At 70.0% G+C, this 17,913-nt stretch carries 18 protein-coding genes and 1 pseudogene; 7 read left to right on the top strand and 12 right to left on the bottom strand.

What is annotated here, in order from left to right; genetic code table 11:
- The first annotated feature begins 111 nt into the window (after positions 1–111).
- Complete coding sequence (locus C1N81_RS01240) at positions 112–489, top strand: DUF6009 family protein (protein WP_394425816.1); 378 nt, start codon at positions 112–114, stop codon at positions 487–489.
- 81 nt (positions 490–570) lie between these two features.
- On the opposite strand, the gene C1N81_RS01235 is transcribed toward C1N81_RS01240, so the two are convergent.
- The 4 genes from C1N81_RS01235 to C1N81_RS01220 all read right to left on the bottom strand — a co-directional run bounded on the left by C1N81_RS01235 (position 571) and on the right by C1N81_RS01220 (position 2,623).
- Positions 571–960 (bottom strand): iron chaperone, encoded by a 390-nt coding sequence (locus tag C1N81_RS01235; RefSeq protein WP_394426228.1) that lies wholly within the window; start codon positions 958–960, stop codon positions 571–573.
- Between the two features lie 90 nt (positions 961–1,050).
- Positions 1,051–1,686 carry a glyoxalase gene (locus C1N81_RS01230; protein WP_394425814.1) on the bottom strand — a complete coding sequence of 212 codons (636 nt, stop codon included), beginning with the start codon at positions 1,684–1,686 and terminating at the stop codon, positions 1,051–1,053.
- Positions 1,683–2,159 (bottom strand): helix-turn-helix transcriptional regulator, encoded by a 477-nt coding sequence (locus C1N81_RS01225; RefSeq protein WP_394426226.1) that lies wholly within the window; start codon positions 2,157–2,159, stop codon positions 1,683–1,685. The genes C1N81_RS01230 and C1N81_RS01225 overlap by 4 nt, the downstream gene beginning before the upstream one ends.
- Positions 2,159–2,623 (bottom strand): VOC family protein, encoded by a 465-nt coding sequence (locus tag C1N81_RS01220; protein ID WP_394425812.1) that lies wholly within the window; start codon positions 2,621–2,623, stop codon positions 2,159–2,161. Before C1N81_RS01220 ends, C1N81_RS01225 begins: the two co-directional genes overlap by 1 nt.
- A 158-nt stretch (positions 2,624–2,781) precedes the next feature.
- Between C1N81_RS01220 and C1N81_RS01215 the strand changes: the two genes are divergently transcribed.
- From C1N81_RS01215 to C1N81_RS01205, 3 genes are read left to right on the top strand one after another with little or no spacing between them, the layout of a single operon-like run.
- Positions 2,782–3,063, top strand: a complete 282-nt coding sequence (locus C1N81_RS01215) for a hypothetical protein (protein ID WP_394425810.1) — start codon at positions 2,782–2,784, stop codon at positions 3,061–3,063.
- Positions 3,060–4,730: a helix-turn-helix domain-containing protein gene (locus tag C1N81_RS01210; RefSeq protein ID WP_394425808.1), complete on the top strand. Its 1,671-nt coding sequence runs from the start codon at positions 3,060–3,062 to the stop codon at positions 4,728–4,730. The genes C1N81_RS01215 and C1N81_RS01210 overlap by 4 nt, the downstream gene beginning before the upstream one ends.
- A gap of 6 nt (positions 4,731–4,736) precedes the next feature.
- Positions 4,737–5,312, top strand: a complete 576-nt coding sequence (locus tag C1N81_RS01205) for a transcriptional regulator (protein WP_394425806.1) — start codon at positions 4,737–4,739, stop codon at positions 5,310–5,312.
- A gap of 27 nt (positions 5,313–5,339) precedes the next feature.
- Here C1N81_RS01205 and C1N81_RS01200 read toward each other — a convergent pair whose 3' ends face one another.
- Positions 5,340–6,578 (bottom strand): FAD-dependent oxidoreductase, encoded by a 1,239-nt coding sequence (locus tag C1N81_RS01200; RefSeq protein ID WP_394425804.1) that lies wholly within the window; start codon positions 6,576–6,578, stop codon positions 5,340–5,342.
- Positions 6,579–6,631: 53 nt separating this feature from the next.
- Here C1N81_RS01200 and C1N81_RS01195 point away from each other — a divergent pair, with 53 nt between their 5' ends.
- Positions 6,632–7,318, top strand: a complete 687-nt coding sequence (locus tag C1N81_RS01195) for a TetR/AcrR family transcriptional regulator (RefSeq protein WP_394425803.1) — start codon at positions 6,632–6,634, stop codon at positions 7,316–7,318.
- Positions 7,319–7,428: 110 nt separating this feature from the next.
- Here C1N81_RS01195 and C1N81_RS01190 read toward each other — a convergent pair whose 3' ends face one another.
- The 3 genes from C1N81_RS01190 to C1N81_RS01180 all read right to left on the bottom strand — a co-directional run bounded on the left by C1N81_RS01190 (position 7,429) and on the right by C1N81_RS01180 (position 9,931).
- Positions 7,429–8,205: an ABC transporter permease gene (locus C1N81_RS01190; RefSeq protein ID WP_394425802.1), complete on the bottom strand. Its 777-nt coding sequence runs from the start codon at positions 8,203–8,205 to the stop codon at positions 7,429–7,431.
- Positions 8,202–9,176, bottom strand: coding sequence for an ATP-binding cassette domain-containing protein (locus C1N81_RS01185; RefSeq protein ID WP_394425800.1), 975 nt, complete (start codon positions 9,174–9,176; stop codon positions 8,202–8,204). Before C1N81_RS01185 ends, C1N81_RS01190 begins: the two co-directional genes overlap by 4 nt.
- A gap of 86 nt (positions 9,177–9,262) precedes the next feature.
- The gene (locus C1N81_RS01180; protein ID WP_394425798.1) at positions 9,263–9,931 is read right to left on the bottom strand and encodes a DUF4097 family beta strand repeat-containing protein; all 669 of its coding nucleotides are present in this window, start codon (positions 9,929–9,931) and stop codon (positions 9,263–9,265) included.
- A 251-nt stretch (positions 9,932–10,182) separates the two neighbouring features.
- On the opposite strand from C1N81_RS01180, the gene C1N81_RS01175 reads away from it, so the two are divergent.
- Together C1N81_RS01175 and dnaE are read left to right on the top strand one after the other, a co-directional pair.
- On the top strand, positions 10,183–10,947 hold the full coding sequence (locus tag C1N81_RS01175) for a helix-turn-helix domain-containing protein (RefSeq protein ID WP_394425796.1): 765 nt from the start codon (positions 10,183–10,185) through the stop codon (positions 10,945–10,947).
- A 462-nt stretch (positions 10,948–11,409) separates the two neighbouring features.
- On the top strand, positions 11,410–15,009 hold the full coding sequence (dnaE, locus tag C1N81_RS01170) for a DNA polymerase III subunit alpha (protein ID WP_394425795.1): 3,600 nt from the start codon (positions 11,410–11,412) through the stop codon (positions 15,007–15,009).
- 126 nt (positions 15,010–15,135) lie between these two features.
- On the opposite strand, the gene C1N81_RS01165 is transcribed toward dnaE, so the two are convergent.
- From C1N81_RS01165 to C1N81_RS01150, 4 genes and pseudogenes are all read right to left on the bottom strand, one after another.
- Positions 15,136–15,678, bottom strand: a complete 543-nt coding sequence (locus C1N81_RS01165; RefSeq protein WP_394426224.1) for an NUDIX hydrolase — start codon at positions 15,676–15,678, stop codon at positions 15,136–15,138.
- A gap of 5 nt (positions 15,679–15,683) precedes the next feature.
- Positions 15,684–16,804 (bottom strand): annotated as a pseudogene (locus tag C1N81_RS01160) (NAD(P)-binding domain-containing protein).
- An 11-nt stretch (positions 16,805–16,815) separates the two neighbouring features.
- Positions 16,816–17,352: an ATP-binding protein gene (locus C1N81_RS01155; RefSeq protein WP_394425794.1), complete on the bottom strand. Its 537-nt coding sequence runs from the start codon at positions 17,350–17,352 to the stop codon at positions 16,816–16,818.
- Positions 17,349–17,768 carry a hypothetical protein gene (locus tag C1N81_RS01150; RefSeq protein WP_394425792.1) on the bottom strand — a complete coding sequence of 140 codons (420 nt, stop codon included), beginning with the start codon at positions 17,766–17,768 and terminating at the stop codon, positions 17,349–17,351. The genes C1N81_RS01155 and C1N81_RS01150 overlap by 4 nt, the downstream gene beginning before the upstream one ends.
- Positions 17,769–17,913 lie beyond the last annotated feature (145 nt).

Genomic DNA, 17,913 nt, shown 5'->3' with positions numbered 1-17,913 from the left:
TGGCGGTGGCGACCTTAACGCGAGCCAACCCAGGGGGAAGAGAACACATGGCGTGACCGCCACACGCGCGGACCGGTGCCCGGTCCAGGAAAATCAGGAGGGTCTGCGGTCATGAGCTCGATGCTGCAGGACAGCCAGCTCGCCGACGAAGAAGCCGTGGTCTGGCTCGAGAGCACCGAGAACCTCGACTACGTACGCCAGGCCCTCGACAAGTCGACCCGGCGCAGGGGCAAGCCCCGCTACGAGCGCGACGGCCGCATCATCGGCTACGCCAACCTGCTGCCCGGCGCCGACAAGGACCCCGACAGCGGACTGTTCGAACGCCGCACCTTCTTCCTCCTCCCGCACGACCGTCCCAACGCCCCGGACGGCCCCTACGAGGTCGGCGCCCCCGGTGAGGCAGTCGACCCGCGCACGATCGAGCCCGGCCGGGTCGGCATGAAGACGCCCCGGTCGCAGCGCGGACAGCTCACGGCCGCTTCGTCCTAGCAGGTCCCGAAACGTTTCGCGGGCCAGGCTTCCGGGCGTCCCCGGGCGTCCCTGAGCGTCTCCGGGGGTCCTCGGGGCGTTTCAGCCAGCCGCCCGGCGCACCAGTTCGCCGATGCGCTTCTCGTCGTCGGCGGTCAATTCGGTCAGCGCGAAGGCGGTGGGCCACATCGACCCGTCGTCGAGCGCGGCCTGGTCGCTGAAGCCGAGCGTGGCGTAGCGCGACCTGAACTTCGCCGCGCACTGGAAGTGGCAGACGATCTTGCCGTCCCTGGCGTACGCGGGCATCCCGTACCAGAGCTTGGGCCGGAGGCCGGGCGCGACCGCGCGGACGATCCGGTGGACCTTCTCGGCGAGGGCCCGGTCGGCGTCGTCCATCTCGGCGATCTTGGCGAGGACCTCGGGCTCGGTGTCCGCCTTGGCCCCGCCCCTGGCGCGGCGCGCGGACTTCACTTCCTTGGCGCGGTCCTTCATCGCCTCGCGCTCCTCGGCGGTGAAACCTTCGAGCTTCTCTGTGGTGGCCACGGGGTTCCTCTCGTAGGTCTGATGGATGGACAGGGACGGTCAGGACGACGGCGACGTGACCGACGCCGGCTCCCACGCGAACCCGTCCGGGTCGGTGAAGGGCCCGGCGCCCGCGCCGCCCAGCACGATGCGGTGCGAGCCGCTGCCGTCGGCGTCCACGCCCACGTCCTTGGCGAGGCCGCGGCGCTTGTAGAGCGCGAGCTTCACGGCGCTCTCCCCGGAGGCGAACTCGACGTACTTGCCGCCGAAGCTCTTGCCGACGCTCAAGCCCTGCTCGACGTAGAACTGCTTGCTGGCCTTGACGTCCTCGACGCCCAGCAGAAGCACGATCTGGCCGAACTCCTTCCTGGCCGGTCCGGAGTCCTTCCTGGCCGTGGTCGCGGCCTTCCAGATCGTGCCGTCGGGGGCCTGGACGACGCCGCCGTAGCCCCACAGGGACTTGGCGGCGGGCTTCAGGGCCTTGGCGCCCGCCCTGAGGGCCGCGCCGAGGTAGGCGTCGACGTCGGCCGGCTGGGCGACGGTGAGCGACAGGCTGAAGCCGCGGAAGCCGGTCGTGGGCGCCTCGGAGGCGCGCAGCCGCAGCCGCGGGCCGAGCCCGAAGGCGGCGGAGTAGAAGCGTTCGGCGGCCGCGGGATCGGCCACTTCCAGGGTCACGGAGGCGAGTGAAGTCGTCATGCGGAGCACGCTAGTTGCGGCGCTGCGGCGGTGGCTTCTTCATTCCTGCTCGATACCGGCGCACGCCGTGTGACGTGCCGGGGAAGCCAGTTCGGGGCGGTCGCGGCGCGCCGCAGATACGTGAGGGGGTCCATGCCGACCAGCTCGGTGAAACGGTCGCCGAAGGCGGCCGTCGACGTCGACCAGCCGACCGCGCGGCACACCTCGGCGACGCCTAGGTCACCACGGCGCAGCAGCGCCATCGCCCGCTCGGTGCGACGCGCCATCAGGTACGCGTACGGGGAGGCGGTGTAGGCGAGACGGAACTGCCGGCTGAGCCGGCCCGGGGCCAGTCCGGCGGCGCGCGCCAGCTCCTCGACGTCGAGCGGGCGCGCGTACTCACGGTCGATGCGGTCGCGCACCCGGCGCAGCCGCGCGAGGTCGCGCAGGTGCTGGGCGGCGATCAGCGCGCGCCGTAACCCGGGGTGGCACATCACTCGCCTTCCCGGGTCGCTCGGTCCGCCCGGTCCGCCCGGTCCTCCTGGACCTCCTGGACCTCCTGGATGCGGACCAGGTTGCCCGCCGGGTCGCGGAAGGCGCAGTCCCGGACCCCGTACGGCTGGAGCGTCGGTTCCTGCACCACCTCCGCGGTGCTGGACTGCAGCTGCTCGAAGGTGGCGTCGAGATCGCCGGTGGCCAGGAGGATCCAGCCGTAGGTGCCCTTGGCCATCATCTCGGCGATGGTGCGGCGCTCGTCCTCGCTGATCCCGTGGTCGACGGCGGGCGGCGCGAGAAGCAGGGAGATGCCGGGCTGGCCGACGGGGCCGACGGTGATCCAGCGCATCTTGCCCTGCCCCACGTCACCGCGGACCTCGAAGCCGAGGACGTCGCGGTAGAAGGCCAGGGAGGCGTCGGGGTCGTCGTGCGGGAGGACGGTGGTGTGAATGCGGAGATCCATGACGCCACGCTAGCCGCGGGCGGGGGAGGAGGGCTTCTCGAATCCTGACCGGTTGAGCCGATGTCTACGTTTCCTGGACTGTCACTGAATCGGGGTCGTGCCGGGATCGACACCGTCCATGAATTGACCTGCGTCGTGGAATTGCCGACACTTCGTGGGTGACGGTGAAGAAGGTGGATGTGAGCGGCGCCGACAAGCGCGAAGTCGCCGACGAGCGCGAACTCGCCGACGCCGTGGCCGCCCTGCGCGCGGCCGAGGCCCGCGTCGCCGAGGCGCTCCGTACGTACCTGTCCAGGGACCCCGTGACCGGCCGCCCCGCCCACGGGCGCATCGGCCGCGCGGCCCAGCTCACCGGCTGGGGCGAACAGCGGGTGAAGGAGACGGTCACCCCGGCCCTCGCGGAGCGCCGCCGGGCCAGGCGGAAGGCGGACGGCGCGTGAGCGACTTCGACGCCATCGACTCCCTGCTCGCCTCCGTCGCCCCGGAGGTCCCGCTCCCCGCCCCCGAGGTCCGCCGCGCCCTGCGCGAACAGGCCCGGCTGGCCAAGGCGCAGGTGGCCCGGGCTCTGGGCGTGAGCCCGTCCACGCTGACCGCCTGGGAATCGGACCGGGACCCGTCGGGCGACGTCCGGGCGAAGTACGCGTACCTGCTGGAGGGGTTGAGCGCGAAGCTCGCCGAGCAGGAAGGGGCGGCGGAGCCGGAGCGGGATGAGGATGCGGAGCCGGAGCCCGACTCCGAGCCGGAGCCCGTCGGCGCCGGTTCCGGTGGCGGCGCCGGTTCTGCTGGTGGCGCCGGTTCCGGTGTGGGTGACGGTGACGACGTGGAGACCCTGGCCGTGCCCGAACCCTGCGTGCTGTGCGGGGACTTGGCAGGTCAGCGTGTTGCCGGGTTCGCCCAGCACCTGGACCCGGCGGACTGCGGCCGGGCGGCTGAATCCCCGGTCCCTGCGGCCCCGGCCCCGGCCCCTGAGGCCTCGGCCCCCGAGGCCCCGGCGTCCGAAGTCCCCGCGCCCGAGCGATCCGCCCCCACGCGAGAGCGGCCCGCCCCCGCACGAGCGGCGACCCGTCGCCCCCCGCGCCAGAACTCCGCCTCCACCAAACCCACCCCCTCCCCGGCCCGCAGGGCCTTCCAGCCGGCCCCGACCGAACCCGCCGGGCTCATCGCGAAGCGCGTCGCCGCTGTCCTCGCCGACCACGGCGGCGACGTCGAAGCGGCCACGGCGGACCTGCTGAAGAAGGCGATCCCGGACGCGATGGCGCTGCTCGACGAGACACGCAAGGGCGGCCGCTACGAGGTGATCGCCCACCCCTGGGTGCCGGACATCCTGAAGAAGCAGACGTCGCGCGGCGCCGACCAGATCTGGGAGGCCCGCCCGAAGTGGACGCGGTCCGAGCTGCCCCCGGGCGCCCACGAGGTCACCGCCCTGGACATCAACGGCGCCTACCTCTCCGCCCTGAAGACCCACCTCCCGCTCGGCCAGCTGGAACACTCCACCGGCTTCGACCACGACCGCCGCCGCGCGGGCGTCCACCTGATCACGCCGCCGCACTGGGACCACGACGCGGTCCTCCCGAACCCGATCGGCCGGCGCGACGAGCCCGGCCCCCTGTGGGTGACGGAACCGACGCTCCGCCTCCTCCTGCGCGTCTCGGGCCCGAAGCACGGCCTGTGCGACCCGCCCGAGATCCACGAGTCGTACACGTCGGGCGCGACCGAGGGTCTCCTGGAGAAGTTCCGGGTGGCGCTCAAGGACGCCCGGGACACGGCGATCGAGCAGGACGACGACGTGACTTTGGAGTACGTGAAGGCCATGTACTCCAAGTTCGTCTCCACGATGGGGGAGTCGAACTACAACAGGGAGCTGTACCGCCCGGACTGGATGCACCTGATCCGCTCGCAGGCGTTCGCCAACCTCTGGATGAAGGCGCTCAAGGCCCACGAGGAGGGCCTGACGGTCGTCCGCGCGATGGGCACCGACGAACTCCACGTGATCGGCGACTGGCGCCGTGTCTTTCCCGAGGGCCGCGCGGTCACCGAGGTAAAGGTGAAGGACGTCTACACGGCGGGGACCGAGTACGACGACGATCAGGACGAGGCGGAGGCGTAGCCCGGGATGCCGCAACGCAACCTCGAATTCGGCAAGTTCGGCGCCCAGGGCCTGAAGGGCTACGAGGCGGCGGCCCGCCAGCTGGACACGCTGGCCGGTTTCATCGCCAGCCCGGTCACCACCCGCCGGGGCATGCTGGCCCGCCTGAACTACCTGACCCGCACCCCGCACGCCCGCGCCCAGGCCCGCGAGGCGGGCCTGACGGTCACGGACCGCACGCTGAAGCGCTGGTCGGAGGGGAAGGCGAGCCCGTCGCGCAAGAGCCTCGCCCAACTGGACGCGGCCTACCGCCGCGTGCGCCGTCGCAACGTGGCCCGCCACCTCCTCCAGCGCCTCAACCGCCAGGGCCGCGGCACCCGCGTCGAGTTCCACCCCGTCAACCAGTCCCAGGTCTCCCGCCCCCTCCAGCGCGACGTCTCCTTCCGCACCCTGAACGTCCGCCGCTGGGACCGCATGGTCGAGGCGTGGGCGGCCGACGACGAGGAGGCGATGGACTCGGTCTGGTTCGACGACATCACGGCGGACCTGGGCTCGGAGTACGGCGCGTACGAGTACGTGATGAACATCGGCTTCGCCGCGTAGCCGTCCGCACGAGGGCCGATCACGCGGTCAGGACGGCTGGGCCTCAGGGGCCTGGTGGGCCGTGGCGGCCTGGTCGGCCTCATCGACCTCGTGGACCTCGTCGAATAGGGCGATGGCTTCTGCGGGGTCCGGGCTCACCAGGCGTTCCAGACCGGCCGTCGTGATCTTCGCCCACCGGCCGGCCCGTGCCCCCATCCGTTCCTCGAAGGCGCGCACGGCCTCGTCGAGTTCCTCGGGACCGGTGGCGGTGGCGGTGGTGGTGGTGGCGATGGCCTCGGCGAGTTCGGCGCCCTCCAGCATCGCGAGGTTCGCGCCCGCGCCCAGCGGAGGCATCAGATGGGCGGCGTCACCCAGGAGCGTCACCCCCGGGACGTGGGTCCAGGTGTGGGACACCGGCAGGGCGTAGAGGGGGCGGCGCACGAAAGCGGTGCCGCGACGGAGGAGGTCGAGGACGGGCGCGGCCCAGCCGTCGAACAGCGCCAGCAGCCTCGCGCGCACGGCGTCGGCATCGGCGTCCGTGTCGGCCTCGATGTCGGCCGGGTCCGGGTCCGGGTCCGCGGACCGGTCCAGCGGTGTGCGGAACTGGGCGTACACCTTGACGTGGCCGCCGCTGTTGCGCTGGGCGACGAGACCCCGGTTCACGCCGTACACCGCCATGGAACCGTCGCCGACCAGCCGGGCGAGGTCGGGGTGGCGGGCGTCGACGTCGTCCAGGGACGTCTCGACGTAGGTGACGCCGGTGTAGTGCGGCGCCGCCGACGAGAGCGCCGGGCGGACCTTGGACCAGGCGCCGTCCGCGCCGACCACGAGGTCGTACGTCTCCTGGCGGCCGTCCGCGAAGTGGACCACCGCGCCGCCCCGGGCCCCCGGCACCACCCGGCTCACGCCCCGCCCCCACTGGACGTCGAGGGGGCCGAGCAGCAGGTCGCGGAGGTGCCCGCGGTCGATCTCGGGGTTGGCTCGCTCGCCGGGGCGGGGGCGCCAGTCGCGCAGGACGGTGCCGTCCGTGTCCAGGATGCGCATGGCCTGCCCCTCGGGACGGGACAGCGCCTGGAACTCCGCCAGCAGCCCGGCCCTGTCCAGCAGCGCGCGCTGACCCAGTCCTTCGTGCAGGTCCAGCGTGCCGCCCGCGGGACGCGCGTCGGGGGAGGGGTCGCGTTCGAGGACGGTGACGGTGACGGTGGCGGGGTGGCCGTGGCGATGCAGGACCCGGGCGAGGGTGAGGCCTGCGGGACCGGCCCCGACCACGGCGATACGAAGTCTCATGGCGATACACTGTATTGACTCGATACGCTGCCTAGCAACAGTACGATGTGGCCATGACTGTGTGGGACCGGCCGGAGCCGCCGACTCGCCCCGTGCCGCTCGACCGGGAGCGGATCGTCGCCGCCGCCGTCGCGCTGGCCGACGAGGGCGGGCTCGAGGCGGTGTCGCTGCGCAAGGTCGCCGCCCGGCTGAACGCCGGACCGATGCGGCTGTACGGCTTCATCTCCACCAAGGAAGAACTGTTCGACCTCATGGCGGACGAGGTCCAGGCCGAGATCCTCCCCGAGGGCGCGCCCGCCGACTGGCGGGAGGCGTTGCGCTTCCTCGCCCACGGCACCAGGCGGGCCGCTCTGCGGCATGAATGGCTGGCCGACCTGCTCGGCGGCCGTCCCGCCCTGGGGCCGAACGGCCTCGCCGTGGCCGAGGCCACGCTGACCGCCTTCGACGGCCACGCCGACATCGACACGGTCATGCGCGCGGTGGAGACGGTCAGTTCCTACTTCACCGGAGCGATCCGGCGTGAGATCACGAACCTGCGGGCCGAGCGGGCGACGGGCCTGTCCAAGCACGACTGGCAGCGCGCCTCGGGCCCGTATCTGACGAAGATGCTGGCCACGGGCCGTTTCCCGGCGCTGTCGAAGGCCGTCTACGACGGTGAGGACGTGGACCCGGAGACGTCCTTCGCGACCGGCCTCGACTGGGTCCTGGACGCGGTCGCCGCCCGACTCGAACGGCCTTGACCGGCGCCCCGCGCTCCGCAGGCCCCCAGGCCCGTTGACCACAGCGAGATCGGCCCCGCCCCCGTGCGTCCGGGGCGGGGCCGATCTCGTTCCGTGTGCGGGCACGGCCCCTACTTCGGGTCCCTGTCGAACTGCGCCCGGGACCAGCGGTAACCGAGGGCGGTGAGCGCCACGCACCACACCAGCGCGATCCACCCGTTGTTGCCGATCTCGCTGCCGAGGAGCAGGCCGCGCAGGGTCTCGATGGCGGGGGTGAAGGGCTGGTACTCGGCGATCGGCTGGAACCAGCCGGGCATCGAGTGCAGGGGGACGAAGGCGCTGGAGATGAGGGGGAGGAGGATCAGCGGCATCGCGTTGTTGCTGGCGGCCTCCGCGTTCGGGCTGCCGAGGCCCATGCCGACCGCGATCCAGGTGAAGGCAAGGGTGACGAGGGCGAGGAGGCCGAACGCCGCGAGCCATTCCAGGGCGGTGGCGTTCGTGGAGCGGAAGCCCATCGCCACGCCCACCGCGCCGACGAGGACGACGCTGAGCAGGGTCTGCACCACGCTGCCGACGACGTGCCCGAAGAGGATCGAGCTGCGGTGGATGGCCATGGTGCGGAAGCGGGCGATGATGCCCTCGCTCATGTCCGTCGACACGGACACCGCCGTGCCGATGACGGTGGAGCCGATCGTCATCAGGAGGATGCCGGGGACGATGTACGCGATGTACGCGTCGCGGCCCGCCCCGCCGCTCATCGTGTCGCCGAAGACGTAGACGAAGAGCAGGAGCAGCATCACCGGGGTGAGCAGCAGGTTCAGGGTGAGGGACGGGTAGCGGCGGGCGTGCAGGAGGTTGCGGCGCAACATCGTGTTCGAGTCGCGGACCGCGAGGGACAGGGAGCTCATCGGACGGTCTCCTTCGACTGGGCGGGGACGGTGGCGGAGGCATCGGGGCCGGTCAGGGCGAAGAAGACGTCGTCCAGGTCCGGGGTGTGCACGGTCAGTTCGTCGGCCTCGACACCGGCCGCGTCCAGGCGGTCGAGGATGGTGCGCAGTTCGCGCTGGCTGCCGTCGCTGGGGATGGAGAGCGACAAGGTGTCCTCGTCGCGGACGGTCCCGTCCAGCGCCTCGACGGCGTTCTGGTAGCCGGCCGGGTCCGAGAACCGCAGGCGGACGTGGCCGCCCGGGACGATCCGCTTGAGCTGCTCCGCGGTGCCCTCGGCGGCGATCTTCCCGTTGTTCAGGACCGCGATGCGGTCGGCGAGTTCGTCGGCCTCCTCCAGGTACTGGGTGGTGAGGAAGACGGTGACGCCGCTGTCGGAGACCAGGTCGCGGATGATGCCCCACATGTTGTGGCGTGAGCGCGGGTCGAGGCCGGTCGTCGGCTCGTCCAGGAAGATGATCCGCGGGCTGCCGACCAGGGTCATGGCGATGTCGAGTCGCCGCTTCATGCCGCCTGAGTAGGTCGAGGCGGGCTTCTTGGCCGCCTCCACCAGGTCGAAACGGGCCAGGAGTTCGGCGGTGACGCGCCGCCCCTCGGCCTTGGACAGGTGGTGCAGGTCGGCCATGAGGAGCATGTTCTCCTCGCCGGTGATCAGCCCGTCGACGGCGGAGAACTGCCCCGTGACACCGATCGCCGCGCGGGCCGCCTGCGCGGAGGTGGCCAGATCGTGGCCCGCGACGTGGATCGGGCCCGAGCCCTCGCCGGGCGTGATCAGCGTCGAGAGGATCTTCACGGCGGTGGTCTTGCCCGCGCCGTTCGGGCCGAGCAGGGAGAAGACCGTGCCTTCCGGGACGTTCACGTCGATGCCGTCGAGCACGACCTTGTCGCCGTAGGACTTGCGCAGTCCGTTCGCCACGATGGCCAAGCCGCTCATGAGGAGTGCTCCTTCAGGGGAGAGGTGAGAAACGGGAAGACGTGCGAGGGGTGGGGCGGGTACCCGGAGGGTTGGTGGCCGGGGCCTCAGAGGCTGGTGGCCGTGATGTCGCCCTGGGCGACCGTCGCCTTGATCGTCAGGTCGGGCGAACCGCCCTCGTTCCGCAGCGAGTTGCTGATCCGGCCGTACATCGTGCCCGCGTCGAGCGCGGCGGAGACGCCGCGCCCCGCGGTCACGTTGATGTCGCCCTGCTGGGTGCTGAGGGTGAGCGCGCCGCCGGTGGCCTCGGTGACGTTCACGTTGCCCTGCTGCGTGCTGATCTCGCCGGGTCCCGTCAGCCGGCCGATGACGATGTCGGCGTCGAGGCCGCGCAGGCGGGCGCCGGTGGTCTCGTCGATCTTGACGGTGCGGTGGCCGCCCTCGAAGTCGACGTCGCCGAGCCGGCCGACCCCGCGGAACTCGGCGGCCGCGGCCTTCGCCTCGACGCGGGACCCGGTCGGCACCTGCACGGTGACCTCGACCGCGCCGGAGGAGCCGAGCAGCCGGTTCTTGGCGGCCGCGGCCTTGACCCGCAGGACCCCGTCCGCGAATCCGACGGTGACCTGCTCGGCCGCCTTCACGTCGCGGCTCTTGGTGGGGTTCGCGGGCCGGACCTCGACCGTGGTGTCGGTGCGGTCGGCGGCGATGAACTGGATGCGGCCCGCGGCGATGTCGACGACGGCGGTGACGGGGGCGGCGGTGTCGAACTTCTGCATGACGCTCTCCTTCAGCTGCTGCGCGCTCCGCCGTGCGGGTCGCTGTTTCCGATGATGGAAAAGCTACGTTGCGTTCAGAGTTTTGGCAACGCGTTCGTTGCGCGTGCGGTGAGTTCATGCAGCTCACGGGAGTGAAATTGTTGCAATGGGCGCCCCTATAACGCAACAACTTACCGCTCACGTGTTGCAATGAGTTCGCGGAAAGGCTATGCTGGAACCCTCGAACCCGCACCCCCGAAGGAGACACCCCGATGCCCGGAGGCAGGCTCAGCCAGCAGGAACGCCAGCAGATCGCGCTGGGCCTCGCCGACGGTCTCGCGTACGCGGAGATCGCCCGCCGCCTGGACCGTCCGACCTCGACCATCACCCGCGAGGTCATGCGCAACGGCGGCCCCACCTCCTACCGCGCCGACCTCGCCCACCGCGCCACCGAACACCGTGCGCACCGCCGCAAGCGCACCGCCGCGCCCCGGGGTGCGAAAGCGGCGCCGCAGCCCTACGGCCGCGACGCCGAGGCGGTGCGGGAGTACGAGGAGGTGTTCACCACCGTCATGATGGCGTCGGGCGCGCCGAAGATGATGTCCCGCGTGCTCGCCTGCCTCTTCGTCACGGACGAGGGCAGTCTCACCGCCGCCGAACTCGTCCAGCGCCTCGAGGTCAGCCCGGCGACGGTCTCCAAGGCGATCGCGTTCCTGGAGACCCAGGGCCTGGTGCGCAGGGAGCGCGACGAGCGGCGCCGCGAGCGGTACATCGTCGACAACGACGTCATGTACCAGTCGATGGTGGCGAGCGCCCAGTCCACCGCCCAGCTCGCCGACACCGCGCGCCAGGGCGTGGGCCCGCTCGGCTCCGGCACCCCGGCCGCCGTCCGCCTGGAGAACGTGGCCCGCTTCCTCGACTTCGTCTCCGAGAGCCTGCTGCGCGCCGCCGACCAGGCCCGCGACATCCTGCACTCGCAGCCGGCGACGCCGCCCGACACCTCTGCTCCGTCGGCCCCTGCTCCGTCGGCTCCGTGAGCTGGCGGCTTCCGCGCTGGTGAGGCACGTCCTCGGCGCCGCCGTACCTCGACGCCGCGACGCGATCATGGCTGGAACTCGACCCTTCTGAGTACCGGTCAACGCGGGCCGTAGCCGCCCCGTTCCCCGGCCACGACGGCCGTGAGCAGTTCCTCGCGGGGTCGATCCCGTCCTCATGGGCATTCGGGCGGCCCTCCCCATACCGTCCGCACCGTCCGCCGGGCCCGCTGTGCCGCCCCCCTGAAGATCACCCGCGACACGCGACACGGCGCCACGCCGAGGAGTCGTACGACTTCGGTGGGTGAGACCGGGAGGTCACCCACGGCGCGTCGCGCGCGTCCGCGAGAGGGCTCGGAACCGCGCCTGAACCGACCGCCTCCGCGGGGTTAGGGTGCTGCCTCCAGCCCGGCTCGCACCCGGGCCTCCGCCGCCCGCCCGCAACCCCTCGGAGGTGCCCTCCCGGTGCCGGATTCCTTCGTTCACCTGCACAATCACACCGAATACTCGATGCTCGACGGAGCGCAGAAACTCAAGCCGATGTTCACAGAAGTGGACCGGCAGAACATGCCCGCCGTCGCGATGAGCGACCACGGCAACATGTTCGGGGCGTACGAGTTCCACACGGTGAGCAAGGGGTTCGACGGCGTCAAGCCGATCATCGGGATCGAGGCGTACGTCGCCCCGTCCTCGCGCCGCAACCGCAAGCAGGAGTTCTGGGGTCCGGGCGGCCAGCGCGCCATGTCGGACGACGGAGAGGGCTCCAAGGACGTATCCGGCGGCGGCCGCTTCACCCACATGACGATGTGGGCGGAGAACGTCCAGGGCCTGAAGAACCTCTTCTACATGTCCACCGAAGCGAGCTATTCCGGCCAGTTCCCGGCGGGCAAGCCGCGCATGGACATGGAGCTGATCAGCGAGCACGCCGAGGGCATCATCGCGACGACCGGCTGCCCGTCCGGCGCGGTCCAGACCCGGCTCCGCCTCAACCAGTACGACGAGGCCCGCGAGGTCGCCGCCGCCTATCAGGACATCTTCGGCAAGGACTCCTACTTCCTGGAGCTGATGGACCACGGCCTGTCCATCGAACGGGACGTACGCGAGGGCCTCCTGCGCCTCGCGAAGGATCTGAACATCCCGCTCCTCGCCACCAACGACGCGCACTACGTCCACCAGGACCAGTCCGACGCGCACGACAACCTGCTCTGCATCGGCGTCGGCAAGAACAAGGCGGACGAGAAACGCTTCCGCTTCAACGGCGACGGCTACTACCTCAAGACCGCCGCCGAGATGCGCGAACTGTTCTCCGAACTGCCCGAGGCCTGCGACAACACGCTCCTGATCGCCGAGCGCATCCAGTCCTACGACTCCGTCTTCGGAAACGTCGACGAGATGCCGCAGTACCCGGACGTGCCCGAGGGCGAGACGCAGGAGTCCTGGCTGCGCAAGGAGTGCCTGGAGGGCCTGGCCATGCGCTATGGCACGCCCCTCCCCGCCGAGGTCACCGAACGCTTCGAGACCGAGATGACGGTCATCGGCCCGATGGGCTTCTCCTCGTACTTCCTCGTCGTCGCCGACATCTGCCGCCACGCCCGCGACAACGGCATCCCCGTCGGCCCGGGGCGTGGCTCGGCGACCGGCTCGATCGTCGCGTACGCCACCCGCATCACCGAGCTGTGCCCCCTCGAACACGGCCTGCTCTTCGAGCGGTTCCTCAACCCCGAGCGCATCAACCCCCCGGACGTCGACCTCGACTTCGACGACCGCCAGCGCGACGCCATGGTCCGCTACGTCACCGAGAAGTACGGCGACGAGTACACCGCGATGGTCAACACGTTCGGCAAGATCAAGGCCAAGAACGCCATCAAGGACAGCTCCCGCATCCTCGGCTACCCCTTCCAGCACGGCGAGCGCATCACCAAGGCGCTGCCGCCGGACATCATGGGCAAGTCGATCCCGCTCGACGGCATCTTCGACTCCTCCCACCCCCGCTACGGCGAGGCGGGCGAGATCCGGCAGATGTACGAGAACGAGCCGGACGTCAGGAAGGTCATCGACACGGCGAAGGGTGTCGAGGGCCTGACCCGCGGCACCGGCGTCCACGCGGCCGCGGTGATCCTCTCCAAGACGAAGCTGACGGACCGCATCCCGCTGCACATGCGGGCCAAGGACGGCGTCAAGATCACCGGCTTCGACTACCCCAGTTGCGAGAACATGGGGCTGGTCAAGATGGACTTCCTGGGCCTGCGGAACCTGGGCGTCATCGACCACGCGCTCAAGAACATCCGCGAGAACAGGGGCGTACGCCTGGCGACGGTGGACCCCGGAAACGGCGACGACGGAGTCACCGTGATCCCCCTCGACGACGCGAAAACCTTCGAACTCCTCGGCCGGGGCGACACGTTCGGCGTCTTCCAGCTCGACGGCGGCGGCATGCGGGCGCTGCTGAAACTCATGGAGCCGTCCCGCTTCGAGGACATCGCGGCGGCCCTGGCCCTGTACCGCCCCGGCCCGATGGCGGCCAACGCGCACACCAACTACGCGCTGCGCCAGAACGGCAAGCAGGACCCGGACCCCATCCACCCGGAGCTGAAGGAAGTCCTCGACCCCATCCTCGGCTCCACCCACCACCTGCTCATCTTCCAGGAGCAGATCATGGCCATCGCCCGGACCCTGGCCGGCTACACCCTCGGCGGCGCCGACATGCTGCGCCGCGCGATGGGCAAGAAGAAGCCCGAGGTCCTGGCCGCCGAGTGGGAGAAGTTCCACGACGGCATGGTGGGCAACGGCTACTCGGAAGAGGCCATCAAGGCGATCTGGGACGTCATGCTCCCCTTCTCCGGCTACGCCTTCAACAAGTCCCACACGGCGGGCTACGGCCTGGTCAGCTACTGGACGGCGTACCTCAAGGCCAACTACCCGGCCGAGTACATGGCGGCGCTGCTCACCTCCGTCGGTGACGACAAGGACAAGGCGGGCATCTACCTCGCCGACGCCCGCAAGCTCGGCGTCACGGTCCTTCCCCCCGACGTCAACGAATCCCTCGCCGAGTTCGCGGCCGTCGGCGACGACGTCCGCTTCGGCCTGCTGTCCGTGCGCAACGTCGGCGACAACGTCATCGAATCGATCATCCAGGCGCGCAAGTCGGCAGGCAAATACGCGTCCTTCACCGACTTCCTCGACAAGGTCGACCTGCCGGCACTCAACAAACGAGCCGTCGAGTCCCTGATCAAATCCGGCGCCTTCGACTCCCTCGGCCACACCCGCAAGGGCCTGTCGGCCGCGCACGAGTCCGCCATCGACGCCGTCGTCCCCCTGAAGAAGGCGGCGGCGTACGGACAGGACGACCTCTTCGCGGGCCTGGGCGGCGACGGTGACGGCGCCCCCGGAGGCTTCACCCTGGAAGTCCCCATCACCGACGACGAATGGCCCCGCAAACAACTCTTGGCCACAGAGCGCGAAATGCTCGGCATGTACGTGTCGGCGCACCCCCTGGACGGCACCGAACACATCCTCTCCGCCAACCGCGACACCACCATCGTCGACCTGCTCTCCTCGGGGCGCACCGAGGGTGTCGTCCGCCTCTCCGGGCTCATCACCAGCGTCCAGCCGAAGATGACCAAGCAGGGCAACGCCTGGGCCATCGTCAACCTCGCCGACCGCGACGGCACCACCGAGGTCCTCTTCTTCCCCGCCACCTACCAGCTCGTCGCCGCCGCCCTCGTCGAGGACAGCGTCATCTCCGTCCAGGGCCGCATCAACGACCGCGACGGCGCCATCAGCATCTTCGGCCAGGAACTCCAGGTCCTGGACGTGTCCTCCGCCGAACGCGAGGGCGCCGCCCCGGTCCGCCTCCACCTCCCCTACCACCGCATCACCGAACAGTTCATCGGCGAACTCCGCCGCATCATGGGCGACCACCCCGGCCAGAACCCGGTCCACGTGGCGGTACGGGGCCCCCGCAAAACGGTGGTCTACGAACTGCCCGCACTGGTCAACGCGGCGACGATCGCATCGGACATCAAGGGGTCGTTCGGGGCGGAGGCCTGGGTGGGGGTGGCGTAGGGGGCCACACAGGCGGCGACGGGGAGCTCGATACGGCTTGCTGCCAGCCCCGTCGAGAGACATTCCGCGCGGCGCCTCGGGTAGCCGGTGCGGTGCACTCTGTCAGTGGTGTCTGCGGGCCTTCGATCAGCGCAGCGCCTGTACCACCCGCTGCCTCACTGCCTCGTCGTGCAGAGTTCCGACCGTCTGCCAGGCGGCATCGGAGACTTCCTCAGTCTGCAGCTCGCCGATGTCCGCGGTGGTGCGGAAAAGGAAGCGGAAGTCGACGTGTCGATGGGCAGGTTCGTCCTTGGCGGGGTTGGCCTCGATGACGTGGATGTCGATGTGGAGCGGGATCTCGCCGTGCGGGGTGACGACGTGGGGCGGGATGCCGGTCTCCTCCGCGAGTTCCCGGCCGGCGGCCTGAAGAAGTGTGTTGTCCGACAGCTCCAGGTGGCCACCGGGCAGCAGCCATTTCCGCGTCGCGTTGTGGAGGATGTGCAGGACACGTCCGTCGGCGCCCACGAGGATGGCGCCGGCTGTGACGTGGCCGGGCAGAGTCTTGCGATTGGTGAGGTCGTCGCCGCCGTTCAGGAGCCCTTGGACGACGTCGAGTCCGCGTGCGTCGTCGGGGTACTCAGCGAGGTAAGCGGCGATAGTCGTGCGGATGTGGTCTGCTGTAATGGGCATGTTGATCACCTGTTGAAGTAGGAGAGCCAGGTCGCCGCGATGGCTTCGCGGTCGGCGGTGGTGACCTCGTGAATGCCGGGCGTGAGGTCGCCGCGGGTGAGCATCCTGATCGCGGCCAAGATCTCGGCCTGGACCAGGAAGATGAACGGTCCAACGCTGGCGCCGTGGATGAAGTTGACGGCATTGCCGCCGTTCACCAGATAGAAGTAGTGGCCGGTGGTCTGGTAGCGGGTGACGTAGTCGCTGACCTGGGTGCGGTTGTAGACGTCGGGGAGCGCTGCCAGGCCCAACTCGTCCTCGCTGGAGGTGACGGTGGCGACGTAGGCGCCGTTGCGCAAGTGGGAGAAGTCTTCGCCGCGAAGGGAAACCGCGCCGGTGGCGCAAAGCACCAGCCCTGCGCCCGTCAGTGCGGCCTCACGATCGCGGGCGACGTTGAAACCTTGGGACAGTGCCTGGGTGCGGCGCACTGAGTCGATGTCGAAGACGGTGACCTGCACGCCCTTGGCGTGCAGAAGGCGGGCGATGGAGGAGCCCAGCTTGCCGAAGCCGATCACGAGGGCGGGGCGGCCGTGGAGGATGTCACCGCGGTCGCGCATGACGGCCTCGGTGGAGAAAACCACGGATTGGCCGACGAGAAAGTCCTCGGGATCCTTCAGTGGGGAGCGGGCGACGGAGACGACTGGGTACGGCAGCTTGTCGAGTCCTCATAGCGGCGATGCCCGTTCTCGGTGTCTTCGACTACGCCGATGGAGCGGCCGCTGAAGCGGTCGTGAATCTCAGTGAGGGTGGGAGCGAAATAGCCGCCGACGTCGAGCAGGCAGAGGGCTTCCTCGGCGGCCCGGGACTCGATGTAGTCCAGAGCGGTGTCCGGGGCGGTGAAGAGTTCGCGGGTGAGCGTGTCGACAGCGACTGTCTGCTCGATCTCGCGGCGGACTGCGGGATGGATGGATTTCGGCTTGGGCAACACCGCCACGAGCCGGGTCATCGCGGCGACGGCGCGGACGAACGCGGGACGCTCGGCGAGGAGGTGAGTGATCAGGAGCGAAGCGACCCGCTCCTCGGGGGCGAACTGAGCGGAGATCCGGGCGAAGTAGGCATCCAGCCGTGCGCGTTCGAAGGTTTCCATCACGGTTCCCTCTATTCGTCCATGTGAAGATCTTGCAGCAGTAGGTCGGCTGCCATTGGGGTGTCGAGCTGGGTGGCGTCTGCGGACTGTCGCAGCGGGTCAGCCGTCTGGGCACTGCAGTAACACCTGACTGCTGGCGCAGGGTGTTGGGGTCGGGCCTTGCAGCAGAACCAGACGATCTTCCCGAAAGGGCTGAGATCCTCGACTCCCCAGTCGTCTGACAGGGCAGCCACCAGCAACAGGCCGCGGCCGGACACGTCCGTGTCGGTGGGTTGCTGGATCGCGGGCCGCAGGCTGCGGCTGTCGTGCACTTCAACGCGTACGACGTCCTCCTCAGCGTCGAGTCTGACCAGAAAGCCGTGGCCCGGGGCGGTGCCGTGCACCACGGCGTTGGTAGCCAGCTCCGAGACGCAGAGGCGTACGTCACCGGCTCGCGCGGGGCGCCCCCAGGTATTGAGAGTGGCGTCGGCAAACTCCCGTGCCAGACCGACGGATTCGGGGCGAGCGGCGAAGAACCGTTGTGTCGTATCGACCATCTCGGGCTTCACGACCCGGCGCCCGAGACGCGAACGGAATCAGGGCCGAGGCGGCGCGAGGATCCGCAAAGAAGCGCGGGCCGGGTGTGACGAACCAGAAAGAGGCGGGCCCCGGCTGCCTCGATCCGCCGCCTGCGGTCTGCCGCCATCGGCTTGGGGCCGAGGTGAGAGGCGGCGGGCGTCAGAACGCCGTACACATCGGGGAGGTCTAGCACGTCGAGAAGGCCGGCGAATGCGGCCGAAGTGGGAGCACCGCTTGTGGCGTCGTGGTCGGTGAAGACGCCGAATAGCTGGAGTTCGTGGACGCGGCAATGTTCGGCGAGCGACGCGGTGAGCGCCGCCTTCCGTGCCGTGGGAACTCCCACCAGCCGCAGAAAGCCGTACACGACCGGGCCGTCGACCTGGCGATGCTCCGTGAGGGGTTCCATGTGGGGACCGTCCAAGTAGCTCGACGAGTGTTGTCCCATTGAGCGTGGCCGGAGCTCGACTTTTCTCCAATCACCGCCTGTTCCACTTCCGTCCCACTTCCGTCCCGCCGGATGCACACGTCTGCTTCGATGACCGGTGGAAGGG

The sequence above is a fragment of the Streptomyces sp. SGAir0957 genome (assembly GCF_043523415.1).
The sequence above is the reverse complement of the archived record's forward strand: the minus strand, read 5'-3'. Positions and strand labels throughout refer to the sequence as shown.